Below are 15,483 nucleotides of genomic sequence, written 5' to 3'. Positions count from 1 at the left end.
GGCCCGGTCGTCGTATGACGACCGGGCCACCTTCTATCGTGTGTCACCGAACCCGCTTCAGAGAGTTCGGCACCCGTGGGTTACGGTTCAGACGCGCTGCAGAGCGTGCACCTTCCACGGATCGAGTTTCTCTCGGCCACCCAAACCATCCAACTCTAAGACCACAGCAACACCAGCAACGGTGCCGCCGACCTGCTCAACCAATGAGGCCGCCGCAGCTGCGGTGCCGCCGGTGGCTAGCACATCGTCCACTAACAAGACCCGGCCGCCCTTAGGCAAAGCGTCACGGTGAACCTCAAGGGAGGCAGTGCCGTACTCCAGCTGATATTCCCGCGAATACACCTCACGCGGGAGCTTGCCGCCCTTACGCACCGTCATCAGGCCCACACCCGCGGCATACGCGACCGCGGACGCCAACAAGAACCCACGCGCTTCCAAACCAGCCACCGCATCGAACTGACCAGCGAACGGCTCAGCTAACGCATCCACTACCCGATGCAGCCCTTCAGCATCAGCGAAAACCGGGGTCAAATCACGGAACGTGATGCCAGGCTCGGGGTGGTCCGGGATGATCGCACACAAACGATCCAGCAGCTGCTCAATAGATTCCCCTACCGGTTCTTCCACCGGCTTGCGCGGCTGACTAGCCGCATCCCCCGCTTGCGTTCTCTCACGCATCTGCGCTGGCTGACTCATGACAGCATCCTTCGACATCAACAGGTGTACTCCTTGAAAAACTCTACGCACGCGGACCAAACGAATCGGAATGCAACGGCCCGTCAGCATACTGACGCACCTGATGCACCGACTTGATGAGGGCCTCCAACTGGCGTGCCACCGCATCCGGAGCCGTGCCACCCTGACCAGAACGAGCCTCGAGCGAGCCGCGCGTGGACAAGACCTCACGCATCTGCGGGGTCATCGCTTCCGATATACCGGCATAGTCTTCATCGGTGAGATCCCACAGCTCGCAATCCTTCGACTCGGCCAGAGACACCGCTTGCCCGGACAGCTCGTGAGCCACACGGAACGGGACGCCCTGCTTGACCAGCCACTCGGCAATGTCAGTAGCCAGGGCGAAACCCTGCGGAGCCAGCTCAGCCATCCGCTCCGTATTGAAACGCAACGTAGCGATCATCCCGGAAACCGCAGGCAACAGAATCTCTAGGGTGTCCGCGGCATCGAAAACCGGTTCCTTATCTTCCTGCAGATCACGGTTATACGCGAGCGGAAGAGCCTTCAGTGTGGCCAACAACCCCGTCAGATCACCGATCAGGCGGCCTGTCTTACCGCGAGCTAGCTCAGCGATATCCGGGTTCTTCTTCTGCGGCATAATCGAGGAACCCGTCGAATAACGGTCATCCAAGAACGCGAAGTTCGCTTCCTTGGTCGCCCAGAAAATGATCTCCTCAGAGATCCGCGATAGATCCACCCCGATCATCGCGCACACCCACGCGAACTCCGCATACACATCACGCGAAGCCGTACCATCCAACGAGTTCCACGTAGCGGAGGCGAACCCTAGATCCGCGGCTACCCGGTTAGGGTCCAGCCCCAACGTGTTCCCCGCCAGTGCCCCAGAACCATACGCCGAAACATTAGCGCGCTCATCCCAGTCACGCAGACGCTCTACATCACGCAACAGAGCCCACGCGTGCGCCAACAGATGATGGCTCAACAAGATTGGCTGAGCATGCTGCAGATGCGTACGCCCCGGCATCGGCGCATACGGATGCGCTTGCGCCTGCTGAATCAACGCATCGATAACATCCACAACCCCGCGAGCAATCAAACGGGCGTGGTCACGCAAAAACATGCGGCCTTGCGTTGCGATCTGATCGTTACGCGAACGCCCCGCACGCAACTTCCCACCCAGTTCCGCGCCGGTACGCTCAATCAGGCCACGCTCGAGGGAACCGTGAACATCCTCATCGCTTAAAGCCGGCTGATACGCGCCCGAAACCACGTCCGCATCCAGCTTCTCAAGGCCAGTGAGCATGCCATCGAGCTCATCATCACTCAACAGGCCTGCGCGGTGCAGAACGTGCGCATGCGCCTTCGAACCGGCAATGTCATAGCGAGCCAAACGCCAATCGAAATGCGTTGACTTACTCAACGCGGCCATCGCATCCGACGGGCCATCAGCGAAACGACCACCCCACAACGACCCCTCATTCGTGCCGTGAGGCGCTGCGTTCTGTTCTGCCGTCATGTATTACTCCTTGAAAGGCCGGGTTGCGGGCGCAAAGCACCGCCGTCCATTCTATCTATGGCCACCCCGTCTATGACTGTTCAAAGACACGGAGCCATCCAGGCTTCGTTAAGATGTTGCCTATGAGTGGAACCCACGATGCACACCAAAACGACGCGCAGCCAGGCGATGCACAGCCCCTGCACCCGGCTGATCCGCGCCGCCGCTCCGGAACGGACTTCGAAGCAGCAATCGCCGCGCCACCACACGTTGGTGGCACCGGGCCGGCGTTGAGTGATGAACAGGTCGAGTTCCTCAACAAGCTCTTCGACATGGCCCGTGAGGGCGACATGTTGCTGGTCGAATACGTCAAGCAGGGTATTCCGGCTGAAATCCAGAACAGCCGCGGCGACACGTTTTTGATCCTTGCCGCCTATTCAGGCCAGAGCGAGCTCGCGCTCGCGCTCATCGACGAGGCCGGCGCCGAGGTCAACTACCTCAATCAGTCGAATCAGTCAGCCCTCACGTGCGCCGTGTTCCGCGGTGACGAGCCACTCGTGCGCGCGCTTCTGGAACGCGGCGCACGGCCCGATGCGGGAACACCCAACGCTATCGATGCCGCGAAAACCTTCGACCAAACAGCGCTACTACCGCTGTTGGAGGGCTCACCCGAGTAGTCGGCGAGCGCAAGCGGGCTAGCTATCAGGCTCCCGCCGCGTCTATATCGCGCCTGCGATCTCGAGGAATCGGCGGGCCACATCATCCCCGCCGTGCGGGTCACGCGTGATCACTAACACCGTATCGTCGCCTGCCACCGTCCCCAGAATCAGAGGGATAGCGGCGCGGTCGATCGCTTGCGCCAAGAAATTCGCGGCCCCTGGCGGGGTGTGGAGAACCGCCATGTTCGCGCTCGAATCAGCTGCGACCAGTAGTTGGGTGCACAGCTGAGCGAGCTTGCCACCCCACGCTTCCGGTTCCCCCGCAGCACTCGCGTGTGGGCGGCTCAACGCGGCGGGGTCCTCACCATCAGCCAACAAACGGTACACGTATCCCGTACCGTTGGCCCCACGCACGCGCACAGCGCCAACATCCAAAAGGTCGCGTGAGAGCGTTCCTTGTGAGACGTGGAAACCCTCGTCAGCAAGAATGTTGACCAGCTCGGCCTGCGAACCCACCGACGCGGTACTGAGGATCTCGCGGATACGCGCCTGCCGGGCTGTCTTGGTGGTCAACTGGGTTGGGGTCTTCAGCCCCGCCGCTGAGCTGTGTGCGGAGCCCGAGGAACTGTGTACGGAGCCCGCGGAGGAATGTGCCGTCTCGCTCATGCGGTTCCCTCCTGGTCTTTCGGCGTGTCCGCCGCCAGGCCGGATTCATCCAGCAAGAACGTCAAGAGAGCCTTCTGGGCGTGAAGACGGTTCTCTGCCTCATCGAACACCACCGACTGCGGCCCGTCGATCACCGACTCGGAGATCTCGAAACCGCGGTAGGCCGGCAAGCAGTGCAACACGATCGCGTCCGCGGCAGCGTGGCTCATCGCGGCATCATCGACCGCGTAGTCTGTGAACAGCTTGAGCCGCTGCTCTTTCTCATCTTCCTGCCCCATCGAGATCCAGGTGTCTGTGGCCACCACGTCGGCGTCTTTCAACGCTTCGACCGGATCAGTTGTCACCATTACGCTGCCGCCGGTTTCTTCCGTGCGTTTCTGCGCCTCCGCCACAACGTCCGCGGCCGGAAGATAGCCTTCAGGACCTGCGATCCGCACGTGCATACCCGCGGTCACGCACCCCAAAAGATACGAGTTCGCCATGTTGTTAGCGGCATCGCCAAGGTAGGCGATGCTCAAGCCGGCGGTTTTCCCTTTGTGTTCTCGGATGGTCAGCAGGTCAGCGAGGATCTGGCATGGATGGTAGTCATCGGTCAGGGAGTTCACGACCGGGATGCTCGCGTGCGCCGCGAACTCCTCGATGTCCGCGTGGGCGAACGTACGCCACACAACGGCAGCAACCATGCGGGAGAAAACCTTCGCCGAATCCTCAATGGTTTCCTTATGCCCCATCTGTGCCTCACCCGGGTTGATGATAAGCGCGTGCCCGCCCAAGTCAGCGACCCCGGTCGCGAACGAGAGCCGCGTACGGGTTGAGGTCTTATCGAAAATCACGGCGACAGTCTGCGGGCCCGCCAACGGAGAACGAGACCACCGCTGAGCTTTCAGGCGCTCAGCCATATCCAGAACCCGGTTCTGTTCCTGAGGGCTCAGGTCTGTGTCTTTCAAGAAGTGACGTACCGAACTCATGCTTGCTGGCCTTCTTTCTGGGTATCGTCCTCACCTGTGCCTTCTTGTTCGCGCGCTTTCGCGGCTTCAGCGTGAAACTGTGCTTCAGCGTGAATCTGCGGGAACGCCTCAAGGAATGTCTGTAGCTCATCGCGGGAGATGTTCAGCGGCGGAGCCAAGCGGACCGTCGATGGTCCGGTTGCGTTGATGATGAAACCGGCATCAAGCCCGACGCGGACCATGTGGGGTGCGATCCCCTCGCCCACCTCGACACCGAGCAGCAAACCCTTACCGTGAACAGACTCCACCTCAGGTAGCTGCCCAAGTTGTTCGGCAAGCCATGCACCCGTTTCTTTGACATGGGCCAGGATCCCTTCAGACTCCAGAGCCTCCAGGACCGCGAGCCCCGCCGCGGTAGCGACCGGGTTACCGCCAAAGGTCGTCCCGTGCTGGCCTGCGCTCAAACGCTTCGAATTCTCTTCACCGAACGTGACCAAAGCACCCAACGGCATACCGCCACCGAGGCCCTTAGCCAACGTCATCGCATCCGGAGTGACGCGCGATAGCGAAGCAAACCACTCGCCTGTGCGAGCAATACCGGTCTGCACCTCATCGACGATCATCAACGCCCCGTGCTCACGGGTCAGTCTACGGACCTCCTCAAGATAGCCCTCGGGAAGCTCACGCACCCCGGCCTCACCCTGAATCGGTTCAACAATCACGGCCTGAACCGTCTCATCCACCGCCTCTGTGAGCGCATCAACATCACCCGGCTCAATCCACTCAACGCCCGGTACCAGCGGCTCAAACGGAGCACGGTAGGCCGGCTTCCACGTCATAGACAACGCACCCATCGTGCGGCCGTGGAAACCCTGCTTCAAAGCCACGATGCGGGTCCGCGGCTTCTCATCAGTGCCGGCATTGCGGCGGGCCAGCTTGAACGCCGCCTCATTGGATTCAGTACCCGAATTAGTGAAAAACACGGCAGATCCGGAAGGCGCTTGGGCCAATTTCAAAATCTTCTCGGCCAGCGCCACCTGCGCAGGAGATGTGAAGAAGTTGGAGACATGCCCCAACGCGGAGATCTGCTCAGACACGGCACGCACCACATCAGGGTGCCCATGCCCCAAAGCGTTGACTGCGATACCGGCCAACAAATCCAAGTACTGTTTACCGTCGGCATCCCACACATACGAGCCCCGCCCACGCACCAGAGGGCGCTGCGGCCTGCCGAACACACCCATGAGGCTTTCCTTGTAGCGTCCCAAAAGGCTCTCATTGGTCTCGCCCGTCTCCGAAGCCGCGCTATGGGAGCCGCTCGCCTCCTGAGCCAGCGCCAACGCTGACTGCGCTACCGCATCGTAATCTTCAACACTCACGTTTCAGCCCTCCTCACCGTTCGGAACCACCTGCGTACCAACGCCAGCGGACGTGAAAATCTCCAACATCATGCTGTGCGGTTTCCGCCCATCCACGATGTGCGCGCGAGACACCCCAGCCTCGATCGCCGCCAAACACGCTGTCATCTTAGGGATCATCCCCGACTCCAGCGAAGGCAACAGTTCAACCAACTCGCTGACGGTCAGCGAAGAAATCAGCGAATCCTTATCCGGCCAATTCGCGTATAGCCCCTCAACATCCGTGAGGATCACGAGCTTGGAGGCACCCAACGCGCCAGCAAGAGCCGCGGCGGCCGTATCGGCATTCACATTGAGGACCTCGCCCGTTGGCTGGCCCCACACATCGATCTCCGGGGCGACCGTTGAGATCACAGGGATACGGCCAGCATCGATCAGGTCCTCGACAGCGCTCGGATCAACACCGGTCACCTCCCCCACAAGCCCCAAATCGACCTCGTGACCATCAACCACCGTGCCGCGACGGCTGGCACGCAGCAACTGACCGTCCTCGCCCGAAAGCCCCACGGCATACCGTCCATGCGAGTTGATCAAACCCACCAGCTCGCGGCCCACCTGCCCCGTCAAGACCATCCGCACAATATCCATGGTCTCCGAGGTCGTGACCCGCAGGCCGCCACGGAATTCAGACTCGACACCCAGACGGTCCAGCATCGCGTTGATCTGCGGCCCACCCCCATGAACCACGACCGGATGAACACCCATGTGATGCAGAAACACGATGTCTTGAGCGAACGCTTCCCGCAACTGGTCATTGATCATCGCGTTGCCGCCATACTTGATGACCATGCGCGTTCCAGCGAAACGCTGAATCCACGGCAGAGCCTCAACCAGCGCCTCCGCTTTGCGGGCGGCGAGCGCGAGCCGTTCCGCTTGGGAACGCTGATTGATCGGTGTCTTGATCGACGACGTCTGCGGTGCCGGGTTCTGTTGGGCTGGGTCTTGTGGGCCGGGGTCTGGGGTGCTCACGAGGTTTCCTTATCGGTTGAGGTGGCGGTAGCGACGGGTGCGGTGAGCTTAGGTTGAGTAGGCGGAGTTTTCTTCGACGTAGTCGTGGGTGAGGTCGTTGGTCCAGATCGTCGCTGTTGCCTCACCTGCGTGCAGGTCGATTTCGACGTGCACGTCGCGTTGGGCTGATAGGTCCACGAGCTCGCGGGAGTCCCCTACCCCGCCGTTGCGGGCAACCCAGACGCCGTTCATGGCCACGCTGAGGTTCTCGGGTTCGAAGGCGGCTTGTGTGGTGCCGACCTCGGAGACCACGCGGCCCCAGTTCGGGTCGTTGCCGAAGATCGCGGTCTTGAAGAGGTTGGAGCGCGCCACCGCGCGGGAGACTTCGAGTGCATCGGCCTCGGAGGCTGCGTTGATGGTTGTGACGGCGATGTCGTGGCTTGCACCTTCCGCGTCGCTGAGCAGCTGGCGTGCAAGGTCTACGCAGAGGGAGGCGAGCAACTGCTCGAATTCCTCATCCGCCTTGACACCGGATGCGCCTGAGCTCATGATCAGCACGGTGTCATTCGTGGACATGCAACCATCCGAGTCAGCCCGGTTGAAGGACACTTCGACAGCTTGCTGCAGTGCGGCTTCAAGCCTGTGCTGCTCGATCACCGCATCGGTTGTGATGCACACGAGCATCGTCGCGAGTCCCGGCGCCAACATCCCGGCGCCCTTGGCCATCCCGCCGATCGTGTAGCCGGCCTCGGCACTCACCTGAGCCTGCTTGGCGACGGTGTCGGTGGTCATGATCGCGTGGGCCGCATCCGCCCCACCATCAACCGATAGCTGCTTGAACGCGTCATCCGTGCCGGCTAACAAGGTATCCATCGGGAGCAGGACACCGATCATGCCGGTGGAGGCGACCTGAACCTGGTCAGGCTCACAACCCAACAGGTCCGAGACGTGCTGACGGGTAGCCAACGCATCCGCGAGCCCCTGCTGACCAGTGCACGCGTTCGCGCCACCCGAGTTCAAAACCATCGCGTGCGCAGAACGGTTGCGTTCCAGCGCGGCACGCGAAACACGCACCGGGGCCGCGCACACGCGGTTAGTCGTGAACACGCCCGCGGCTACATAGTCCGGGCCGTCATTGACAACCAACGCAACATCTGGCTTACCTGAAGGCTTCAAACCTGCGGTGACGCCCGAGGCCCGGAAACCCTTCGCGGCCGTCACGCCCGCGAGCTCGCGGGCGGCATCTGCTGAGGTGTATTCCGGAAGCGGTTCAACGCTGACATGTTTGCTCATTACGGAGCCATACCTTCCTGCTGCAAACCAGCATGTTCTTCCAAGCCGAGCGCAAGGTTCATCGACTGAACCGCACCCCCTGCGGTCCCCTTGGTCAGGTTGTCCACCACCGCGGTCACGATGACGCGGCCGGCGTGCGCATCGAAGGCCAGCTGCATCTCAACATGGTTCGAGCCTGCAACGTTTTTGGTGTGCGGCCACTGACCTTCAGGCAGAACATGCACAAACCGCTCGTTTTGATACATGTTCACCCAGGCCTCACGCAGTTGCTCTGCGCTCACGCCGGGCTTGACGCGGGCGGTGGCCGTGGTGAGGATTCCACGCGGCATTGGGGCCAGCGTTGGTGTGAAAGAAATCTGGACAGGTTCACCGGCTAACGCGCTCAGGCCTTGTTCGATCTCCGGGGTGTGCCGATGCATCCCACCGACGCCGTACGGGCTCATCCCGCCCATCGTCTCCGCACCCAGCAGATGCGGTTTGAGGGACTTGCCGGCTCCTGAGGTGCCGGAGGCCGCAACAATGACAACATCCTGCGGTTCTAGGAGCCCCGCCGCCATCCCCGGGGCGAGTGCCAGCTGCGCTGAGGTCGGATAGCAGCCAGGTACCGCGATGCGCTTGGTGCCGCGAAGCCTCTCGCGGTGACCCGGTAGCTCAGGCAGGCCATACGGCCACGAGCCAGCATGTTCACTTCCATAGAACTTCTCCCAGGCAACTGGGTCTTCGAGGCGGTGATCCGCTGCCGCATCGATCACCAACACGTCCTCGCCAAGCTGCTCAGCGATCTCGGCGGAAGCTCCGTGCGGCAACGCTAGGAACACCACATCGTGACCTGCGAGGGTTTCAGCGTTCGTGGGTTCAACCACCCTCTCTACCAACGAACGCAAGTGCGGCTGCGAAACACCCAACCGCTCCCCTGCGCTCGAATGCGCCGTGACTGCGCCAATGCTGACATGTGGATGTTGGGTGAGCAGGCGCAAAACCTCGCCGCCGGCGTAACCTGTGGCTCCAGAAACCGCTACCGAATACGTCATAAGCACATGATACGCCGCCATATTCACTCCAACGAATAGTTATGCAATGATGACGGGCCGGGAATGATCCCTACCTCCACCCCGCTATAAACGTTGAGCTCAGCGCGATCCGAGCGCGACGAACACGAACCGAAGAATATGCAAAGGAGGCCAGCATGGCCCGCGCGATCCAGATGACACACACCGGAGGCCCCGAGGTCCTCGCCCTCACCGACATCGAGGTTCCCGAGCCAGGCGAAAACCAGGTTCTGATCAAGGTCGCTGCCGCAGGCGTGAACTTCATCGAGACGTATCAGCGTAGCGGCGTCTATTCCGTGGATCTGCCGTTCATTCCCGGCAGCGAGGGTGCTGGTACCGTGGCCGCGATAGGGCCGGGTGTGACTAACTTCTCGGTTGGGGATGCTGTCGCGACCGCAGGTGGGCGCGGGTCTTATTCCGAATACATGCTCGTTGAGGAGAGCAAGCTCGCGCGCATCCCGGACGGGCTCGACCTCACGACCGCGGCAGCGTTACCGTTGCAGGGCTTCACGAGCCACTACCTCATCAACTCGACCTATAACGTCCAAGAGGGCGATATGGTTCTCACGACCGCTGGCGCCGGCGGTGTGGGTGGGCTCATGACGCAGATGCTCAAAGCCAAGGGCGCGACCGTGATCACCACAACCTCTAGTGACGAGAAAGCCGCGATCGCGAAATCCAAGGGCGCGGACTACGTACTCAAATACGATGAAGTGCCTCAGAAGGTCCTGGAGGTTACCGATGGCCGCGGCGTGGATGTCGCCTACGACGGCGTCGGGAAAGACACGTTTGACAACTCACTGGCAAGCCTGCGGACCCGCGGGATGCTCGTGCTCTTCGGAGGCGCATCCGGACAGGTTCCTCCCTTCGACTTACAACGTCTGAACGCCCAAGGCTCGATCAGCGTTTGCCGCCCGTCACTGGCTCACTACTGCCTCACCGTCGAAGAGCTCCAGTGGCGGGCCAACGATGTATTCGGGATGCTCGCCGACGGTGAACTCGAGGTCAGCATCGGAGGCACCTACGACCTCGCCGACGCCGCCCAAGCCCACGCCGACCTCGAAAGCGGCAAGACAACCGGCAAACTCGTGCTCACCATCTAATCCAACGCAAACGTACTGATCCAATACAGACATGTGAGGGGCGATGCCACACGGCACCGCCCCTCAGCTCTGTTCGCTGCATTAGCTGCTTACTTCACTAGCCGTTCGCCACGCTAACCGCGCAGTTGGGCCCCGTATTTCTCGGCCGCCAGCTGCACTGCCGCTTGGCGGGCTTCGGAGGCCTCGTCGGCTGTCAGCGTCCTGTCAGCGGAGCGGAAACGCATACCGAACGCGAGCGACTTCTGGCCTTCTTCGATACCCTTGCCGCGGTAGTCATCGAACAGTTCGATGTGCTCCAGCAGCTCGCCGGCACCCTCACGCAACGTCTCGAGGACATCGGCGGCAGGGATATCCGCCGCCAACGTCAACGCAACATCCTGCGTAGCGGCAGGGAACGTCGTGAGCGGCTCAGCGATCACGGCTTCCGGCATCCGGTTGATCAACGCCTCAGCATCCAGCTCCATCGCGACCATGCGCTCCGGCAGGTCCTGGGAGGCCAGCCAGTCAGGGTGAAGTTCCCCGGCCCAGCCCACGAGCTGTCCTTCCTTCGTCTCAAGACGCGCGGCACGGCCAGGGTGGAACGAGTGGTGGCTGCCCTGGCGGACCACGAGCTCAACACCCAACGTGTCAGCGACGAGGCGCGCGGCATCGATCGCATCGGCCCAGTCCCACGCGCGTTCGGTCTCGCCGAGAACCGCGCGGGAGGCCTTACCGACCATGACAGAGGCGATGCGCCACGGCTGAAGCGGGACGGTCGCGTTCAGCTCCGCGAGCACATCCGCCGATGGGCGCTCCCCGCCCGCAGGCAACTCGACCGGGCCCTGCTTCTCGGCTGGCAAGAACACAAGCCCGCCCTCGAACAGTGCGAGGTCACGGAACCCGCGGCCGTTGTTGCGGCGCGCGATCTCAATGAGCCCCGGCAGAAGCGATAAACGCATCCACCCGTATTCGGAAGACACCGGGTTAGCGAGGCGCACTGCCTCAACCTCGGCATCGGCCTCAGCCGAACCGAACGCAGCGTTCTGTGCATGCGACACGAACGGGTACGCAAGCACCTCGGTCATCCCGGCGCCGGCGAGCGCATCGCTGATGCGGCGGCGGCTGCGTTGAGCCACGGTCAGCCCGCGGCCTGGCGGTGGAACCGGGATCGCGGAAGGGATGTTCTCGTAGCCGACCACGCGAGCGATCTCTTCGACGACGTCGTCGGCGATGGTCATGTCCGGGCGCCACAGCGGGACGGTGACGTCCCAGCCGTCATCGGTGCGGTTGAGTTCGCAGCCCACGCCTTCGAGCGCGGATGCGACCTGTTCCTCGGTGTATTCGATGCCGACGCGCTCAGCCGGGTAGTGAGCCGGAACGTGGATGAGCGTTGGCTCTGGGCGTTCGCCCACATCGGAGCCTGTGCCGGTGTCGCGGCCACCCGCGAGCTCAACCAGCAGGTCCACGACGCGTTGAGCAGCCACAGACGCCATATCCCAGTCCACGCCGCGCTCGTTGCGCTTAGCGGCCTCGGACGGCAGCTTATGGCGGCGACGGCTACGACCCGTGCTGACGGGGTCGAAGTTCGCGGCCTCAATCACGATCGTGCGGGTCTCATCCGTTACCTCGGTGGAGGCGCCACCCATGACGCCGGCGATGCCGATCGCACCGGATTCGTCCGCGATCACGAGGTCTTCAGGGTTGAGTTCGCGTTCCTTCTCATCCAGCGTCACGAGCTTCTCGCCTGCCTCGGCGCGGCGCACTGTGATGCCGCCGGTGAGCTTATCGCGGTCATAGCAGTGGGTCGGTTGCCCAAGCTCCCACATCACGTAGTTGGATATGTCCACCGGAAGCGAGACCGGACGCATGCCCGCAAGACGCAAACGCTCAGCCATCCAGCTCGGGGTGGTCGCTTCCGGGTCGATGTCGGTGACGACGCGGGTCACGAAGCGCGTGCAGCCCTGGACGCCGCGGATCGGCGCTTGATCCTCGATGCGGGTCTCAACTTCGGCCTCGGTCGGCGCGGCCACGGTGACCTTGGATGCCGGGTCGGTGAACGATGTGCCGGTGGCCAACGCGTATTCGCGGGCTACGCCGCGGATCGAGAAGCAGTAGCCGCGGTCCGGGGTCACGTTGATTTCAGCGGCTTCATCCGTGAAGCCGAGCAACGGGAGCGCGTCCTGGCCGATCTCCGGGTCCAGGCCGAGGTCGGAGAACACGAGGATGCCATCGTGGTCATCGCCCAAGCCGAGCTCGCGCGCCGAAGCCATCATGCCGGCCGAAACGTGGCCGTAGGTCTTGCGCGGGCTGATGCGGAAGTCTCCCGGCAACACAGCGCCAGGCAAGGTCACGACGACCTTGTCCCCCACATCGAAATTGTGGGCGCCACACACGATCCCCTGAACACCGGACGGATCGATGCCTTCGCCCGTCAACGTCTGCTCCTGACCTTCCGGCACAACACGCACCGAGCACCAGTTAATCGTCTTACCGTTCTTCTGCTCTTCAGGCTCGCGGGTCAGCACCTGACCGACAACGATCGGGCCGGTCAGCTCATCGAGGGGACGGTGAACGGCCTCTTCCTCGAGGCCAACACGGACCACATCGTTCATGAGGTCTTCCGCGCGAGCACCCTCAGGCAGTTCGGTGAACTCACGCAACCAAGAAAGTGGAATACGCATTGCTTAGATCTCCATCCCGAAGTGCTGGCTGAAGCGGATATCGCCCTCGATCATGTCGTGCATGTCAGGGACCATGTTGCGGAACATCAGGGTGCGTTCAACACCCATACCGAACGCGAAACCCGAGTACACGTCCGGGTCGATGCCGCCGGAACGCAGAACGTTCGGGTGCACCATGCCGCAGCCGCCCCATTCGATCCACTGCGGGCCGCCCTTAGCGTTCGGATGCCAAATGTCCAGCTCAGCGGATGGCTCCGTGAACGGGAAGTAGGACGGACGCAAGCGGATCTTCGCTTCCACGCCGAACATCTGGCGAGCGAAGTGCTCGAGCGTGCCTTTGAGGTCCGCCATCGTGAGCCCCTTGTCCACCGCGAGGCCCTCGAACTGATGGAAAACCGGGGTGTGGGTCGCATCCAGCTCATCGGTGCGGAACGTGCGGCCCGGGCACAGAACATAGATCGGGACCTCGCGGTCCAGCATCGAACGCACCTGAACCGGCGAGGTGTGGGTGCGCAAAACCAGGTGCTGGGACGGCGGATCCACGAAGAACGTGTCCTGCATTTCGCGTGCCGGGTGGTCCTGGTCAAAGTTCAGCGCATCGAAGTTGTACCACTCGGATTCAACCTCGGGGCCCTCGGCGATCTCCCATCCCATGCCGACGAACACGTCCGAAACGCGCTCCTGCAGAAGCGAGAGCGGGTGGCGTGCGCCTAAGACGGTGCGGCGCGGCTGAGCCGTGACATCCACGGTCTCTTCACGCAAGCGACGGGCCGCACGCTCCGCCTCGAGAACCTCGGTGCGTGCCGCCAACGCCTTGTTGATGCGGCCCTTGGCGCCACCGAGCAGCTTGCCGGCGGTTGCTTTGTCTTTATTTTCGAGCTTGCCGATGCCGCGGTTAGCAAGCGTGATCGGCGCTTTGTCACCCAGGTGAGCCAGGCGTGCGGCTTTCAGCTCGTCAAGATCGCCTGCCTTCTCGAACGCCGTCAACGCGGCTGCAACCACGGCCTCAACTGCCGCTTCATCAGTCGGGTGCGGAACCGGAGGAACCTCTACCGTTGCCTGCGCTGGTTTTTCTTGCGCCGTGTTTTCTAGCACCGTGTTTTCTTGCGCTGGAGGCTCTGGCACAGCAGTTTCTTTCTCCATGGATGTCACTCAGTCCTATCTATATGAAAGCAACGGTGGCGCTTACGCGTTCCCCTCAGCAGCATCGGTGCCCGCGGTGTTTGGCTTCGCGGTATTTGACGACTTAGACGTCTTCTTGCTTGGAATGACGGCCAGAGCAACCATCAGAGCGGCCGCGATGACACCGAGCACGAAGATCACAGCTGAGAGCCAGATCGGTGTCTGATCAACCGTGGTTGCGGGACGGGTTTCAGCGGTGAGAAACTCCGGAGCCTCATTCGCCTTGACAGCTTCTTCAAGGTTCTCGGTAGTCCATGTGGCAGTGTTGCCGTTAATCTGGCCACCGGTATTCGCCTCAGTGATCGCCGCTGGCAGAGTCACGTTGAGCTCTGCAACGGTACCCTGCTGCTGGTTGCCGGCAATAACCATCGGATACACCTGCGCGACATATGTTCCATCACTGGTGTACTCGGCCTGAACCGCGACGAGATCGGTGACCTCTTGCATTGTGAGGTCTTCTGCGATCAGGTGCGCGTCCTGCTCCGATTTCTCGACGACCTTCAGTTTCTTCTCATCAATGCCGACCCGTGAAGCCAGCACCTGCTTGACCCTCTCAAGCTGGGCTTTAGCCGAGAACTTATCGTCCCCGCCCGTCTTGCGCTGTTCCTGCAGCATCTTTTCGGTCAGCTCAAGCTGCACATTTACATTCCCCTCGAGCTTGTCCGGAGTCCGGCCGTCGGCCTCGAGCTCGACATCGTACGTGAATTTATTCACCTCAGGCTTTGCATTCGATGCGCCATCACCTCCGGCAGAGCAACCAGTCAGCACCATAGCGCCGGCGAAAAGTGCCGCGGTCATTGCACGGAAAGATTTGGTGAACTTCATAATCTCCTACTTTGTTCGACGGCTGAGGCTGGACACTGCGTGGCTAGGCGCTTCAAGGCCACAGCCAGGCAGCTCCATAGGGGACGGCCATATATAGCTTAATTGGTGCCGCCATGTTTATAGAAAGCACATTGCGGCAAGTCCCCCGCCACTGCTTCAAGAGAAGGTGCCGCGAACGGGAGTAGGACGGATGGAAACGGGCGCAAACGGGTCACGTCCTCGCTTATGCGTTGCCCTCAGCGGCATCGGCCCCGGTGTCCGCTCCGGTGTCCGGCTTCGATGCTTTCTTTCTTGGAGTGACGGCCAGAGCAACCATCAGAGCGGCCGCGATGACACCGAGCACGAAGATCACAGCTGAGAGCCAGATCGGTGTCTGATCAACCGTGGTTGCGGGACGGGTTTCAGCGGTGAGCGTTTTCCCGTCGGCTTCGTTCATCATCGGTTGAATCTCGACGCCCTCCATTGCCTCGGCGAAGTTATCGCTCGACCACGTCACCGTGTTCCCGTTGACTCTCCCGCTGACGTTCGCTTCCGCGATCGGC

At 61.8% G+C, this 15,483-nt stretch carries 14 protein-coding genes; 2 read left to right on the top strand and 12 right to left on the bottom strand.

Annotated elements, in window-relative coordinates; all coding sequences use genetic code 11:
* Positions 1-87: 87 nt before the first annotated feature.
* Entirely contained in the window at positions 88-714 is a 627-nt protein-coding gene (locus HMPREF3175_RS03970) for an adenine phosphoribosyltransferase (RefSeq protein WP_256276268.1), read from the bottom strand.
* A gap of 25 nt (positions 715-739) precedes the next feature.
* Positions 740-2,212, bottom strand: a complete 1,473-nt coding sequence (gene argH / locus HMPREF3175_RS03965) for an argininosuccinate lyase (protein WP_070490743.1) — start codon at positions 2,210-2,212, stop codon at positions 740-742.
* A gap of 122 nt (positions 2,213-2,334) precedes the next feature.
* Here argH and HMPREF3175_RS10355 point away from each other — a divergent pair, with 122 nt between their 5' ends.
* Entirely contained in the window at positions 2,335-2,868 is a 534-nt protein-coding gene (locus HMPREF3175_RS10355) for an ankyrin repeat domain-containing protein (RefSeq protein ID WP_218078873.1), read from the top strand.
* A gap of 42 nt (positions 2,869-2,910) precedes the next feature.
* On the opposite strand, the gene argR is transcribed toward HMPREF3175_RS10355, so the two are convergent.
* The 6 genes from argR to argC all read right to left on the bottom strand — a co-directional run bounded on the left by argR (position 2,911) and on the right by argC (position 9,153).
* On the bottom strand, positions 2,911-3,516 hold the full coding sequence (argR, locus tag HMPREF3175_RS03955; RefSeq protein WP_083289385.1) for an arginine repressor: 606 nt from the start codon (positions 3,514-3,516) through the stop codon (positions 2,911-2,913).
* Positions 3,513-4,484, bottom strand: a complete 972-nt coding sequence (gene argF / locus HMPREF3175_RS03950; RefSeq protein WP_070490742.1) for an ornithine carbamoyltransferase — start codon at positions 4,482-4,484, stop codon at positions 3,513-3,515. The genes argR and argF overlap by 4 nt, the downstream gene beginning before the upstream one ends.
* Complete coding sequence (locus HMPREF3175_RS03945) at positions 4,481-5,797, bottom strand: acetylornithine transaminase (protein ID WP_275435945.1); 1,317 nt, start codon at positions 5,795-5,797, stop codon at positions 4,481-4,483. The genes argF and HMPREF3175_RS03945 overlap by 4 nt, the downstream gene beginning before the upstream one ends.
* 48 nt (positions 5,798-5,845) lie before the next feature.
* A complete protein-coding gene (argB, locus tag HMPREF3175_RS03940) occupies positions 5,846-6,772 on the bottom strand; it encodes an acetylglutamate kinase (RefSeq protein WP_070490767.1) in 927 nt (308 codons plus the stop codon).
* A 126-nt stretch (positions 6,773-6,898) separates the two neighbouring features.
* A complete protein-coding gene (gene argJ, locus HMPREF3175_RS03935) occupies positions 6,899-8,122 on the bottom strand; it encodes a bifunctional glutamate N-acetyltransferase/amino-acid acetyltransferase ArgJ (protein WP_083289384.1) in 1,224 nt (407 codons plus the stop codon).
* Positions 8,122-9,153, bottom strand: a complete 1,032-nt coding sequence (argC, locus tag HMPREF3175_RS03930) for an N-acetyl-gamma-glutamyl-phosphate reductase (RefSeq protein WP_070490765.1) — start codon at positions 9,151-9,153, stop codon at positions 8,122-8,124. The genes argJ and argC overlap by 1 nt, the downstream gene beginning before the upstream one ends.
* A 155-nt stretch (positions 9,154-9,308) precedes the next feature.
* Between argC and HMPREF3175_RS03925 the strand changes: the two genes are divergently transcribed.
* Positions 9,309-10,274, top strand: coding sequence for a quinone oxidoreductase family protein (locus HMPREF3175_RS03925; protein WP_070490740.1), 966 nt, complete (start codon positions 9,309-9,311; stop codon positions 10,272-10,274).
* A gap of 113 nt (positions 10,275-10,387) precedes the next feature.
* Here HMPREF3175_RS03925 and pheT read toward each other — a convergent pair whose 3' ends face one another.
* The 4 genes from pheT to HMPREF3175_RS03905 form a co-directional block, all read right to left on the bottom strand.
* Positions 10,388-12,934 carry a phenylalanine--tRNA ligase subunit beta gene (pheT, locus tag HMPREF3175_RS03920; RefSeq protein WP_070490739.1) on the bottom strand — a complete coding sequence of 849 codons (2,547 nt, stop codon included), beginning with the start codon at positions 12,932-12,934 and terminating at the stop codon, positions 10,388-10,390.
* A gap of 3 nt (positions 12,935-12,937) precedes the next feature.
* Positions 12,938-14,077 (bottom strand): phenylalanine--tRNA ligase subunit alpha, encoded by a 1,140-nt coding sequence (gene pheS / locus HMPREF3175_RS03915; RefSeq protein WP_083289383.1) that lies wholly within the window; start codon positions 14,075-14,077, stop codon positions 12,938-12,940.
* A gap of 42 nt (positions 14,078-14,119) precedes the next feature.
* A complete protein-coding gene (locus HMPREF3175_RS03910; protein ID WP_070490738.1) occupies positions 14,120-14,941 on the bottom strand; it encodes a hypothetical protein in 822 nt (273 codons plus the stop codon).
* A 223-nt stretch (positions 14,942-15,164) separates the two neighbouring features.
* Positions 15,165-15,483, bottom strand: a 319-nt coding sequence (locus tag HMPREF3175_RS03905; protein ID WP_176745125.1) for a hypothetical protein, incomplete at its 5' end; no start/stop codon positions are given.

It is taken from the genome of Arthrobacter sp. HMSC08H08 (genome assembly GCF_001807575.1).
GTDB lineage: Bacteria > Actinomycetota > Actinomycetes > Actinomycetales > Micrococcaceae > Pseudoglutamicibacter > Pseudoglutamicibacter albus.
Note: the sequence above shows the minus strand (reverse complement) of the source record. Positions and strands in the feature narration are given on the sequence as shown.

What these genes read in the sequence shown, in the direction of transcription:
- HMPREF3175_RS03970 (WP_256276268.1), bottom strand. Translation starts at nt 714, where the DNA reads ATGTCGAAGGATGCTGTCATGAGTCAGCCAGCGCAGATGCGTGAGAGA.
- argH (WP_070490743.1), bottom strand. Translation starts at nt 2,212, where the DNA reads ATGACGGCAGAACAGAACGCAGCGCCTCACGGCACGAATGAGGGGTCG.
- HMPREF3175_RS10355 (WP_218078873.1), top strand. Translation starts at nt 2,335, where the DNA reads ATGAGTGGAACCCACGATGCACACCAAAACGACGCGCAGCCAGGCGAT.
- argR (WP_083289385.1), bottom strand. Translation starts at nt 3,516, where the DNA reads ATGAGCGAGACGGCACATTCCTCCGCGGGCTCCGTACACAGTTCCTCG.
- argF (WP_070490742.1), bottom strand. Translation starts at nt 4,484, where the DNA reads ATGAGTTCGGTACGTCACTTCTTGAAAGACACAGACCTGAGCCCTCAG.
- argJ (WP_083289384.1), bottom strand. Translation starts at nt 8,122, where the DNA reads ATGAGCAAACATGTCAGCGTTGAACCGCTTCCGGAATACACCTCAGCA.
- argC (WP_070490765.1), bottom strand. Translation starts at nt 9,153, where the DNA reads ATGACGTATTCGGTAGCGGTTTCTGGAGCCACAGGTTACGCCGGCGGC.
- HMPREF3175_RS03925 (WP_070490740.1), top strand. Translation starts at nt 9,309, where the DNA reads ATGGCCCGCGCGATCCAGATGACACACACCGGAGGCCCCGAGGTCCTC.
- pheT (WP_070490739.1), bottom strand. Translation starts at nt 12,934, where the DNA reads ATGCGTATTCCACTTTCTTGGTTGCGTGAGTTCACCGAACTGCCTGAG.
- pheS (WP_083289383.1), bottom strand. Translation starts at nt 14,077, where the DNA reads ATGGAGAAAGAAACTGCTGTGCCAGAGCCTCCAGCGCAAGAAAACACG.
- HMPREF3175_RS03910 (WP_070490738.1), bottom strand. Translation starts at nt 14,941, where the DNA reads ATGAAGTTCACCAAATCTTTCCGTGCAATGACCGCGGCACTTTTCGCC.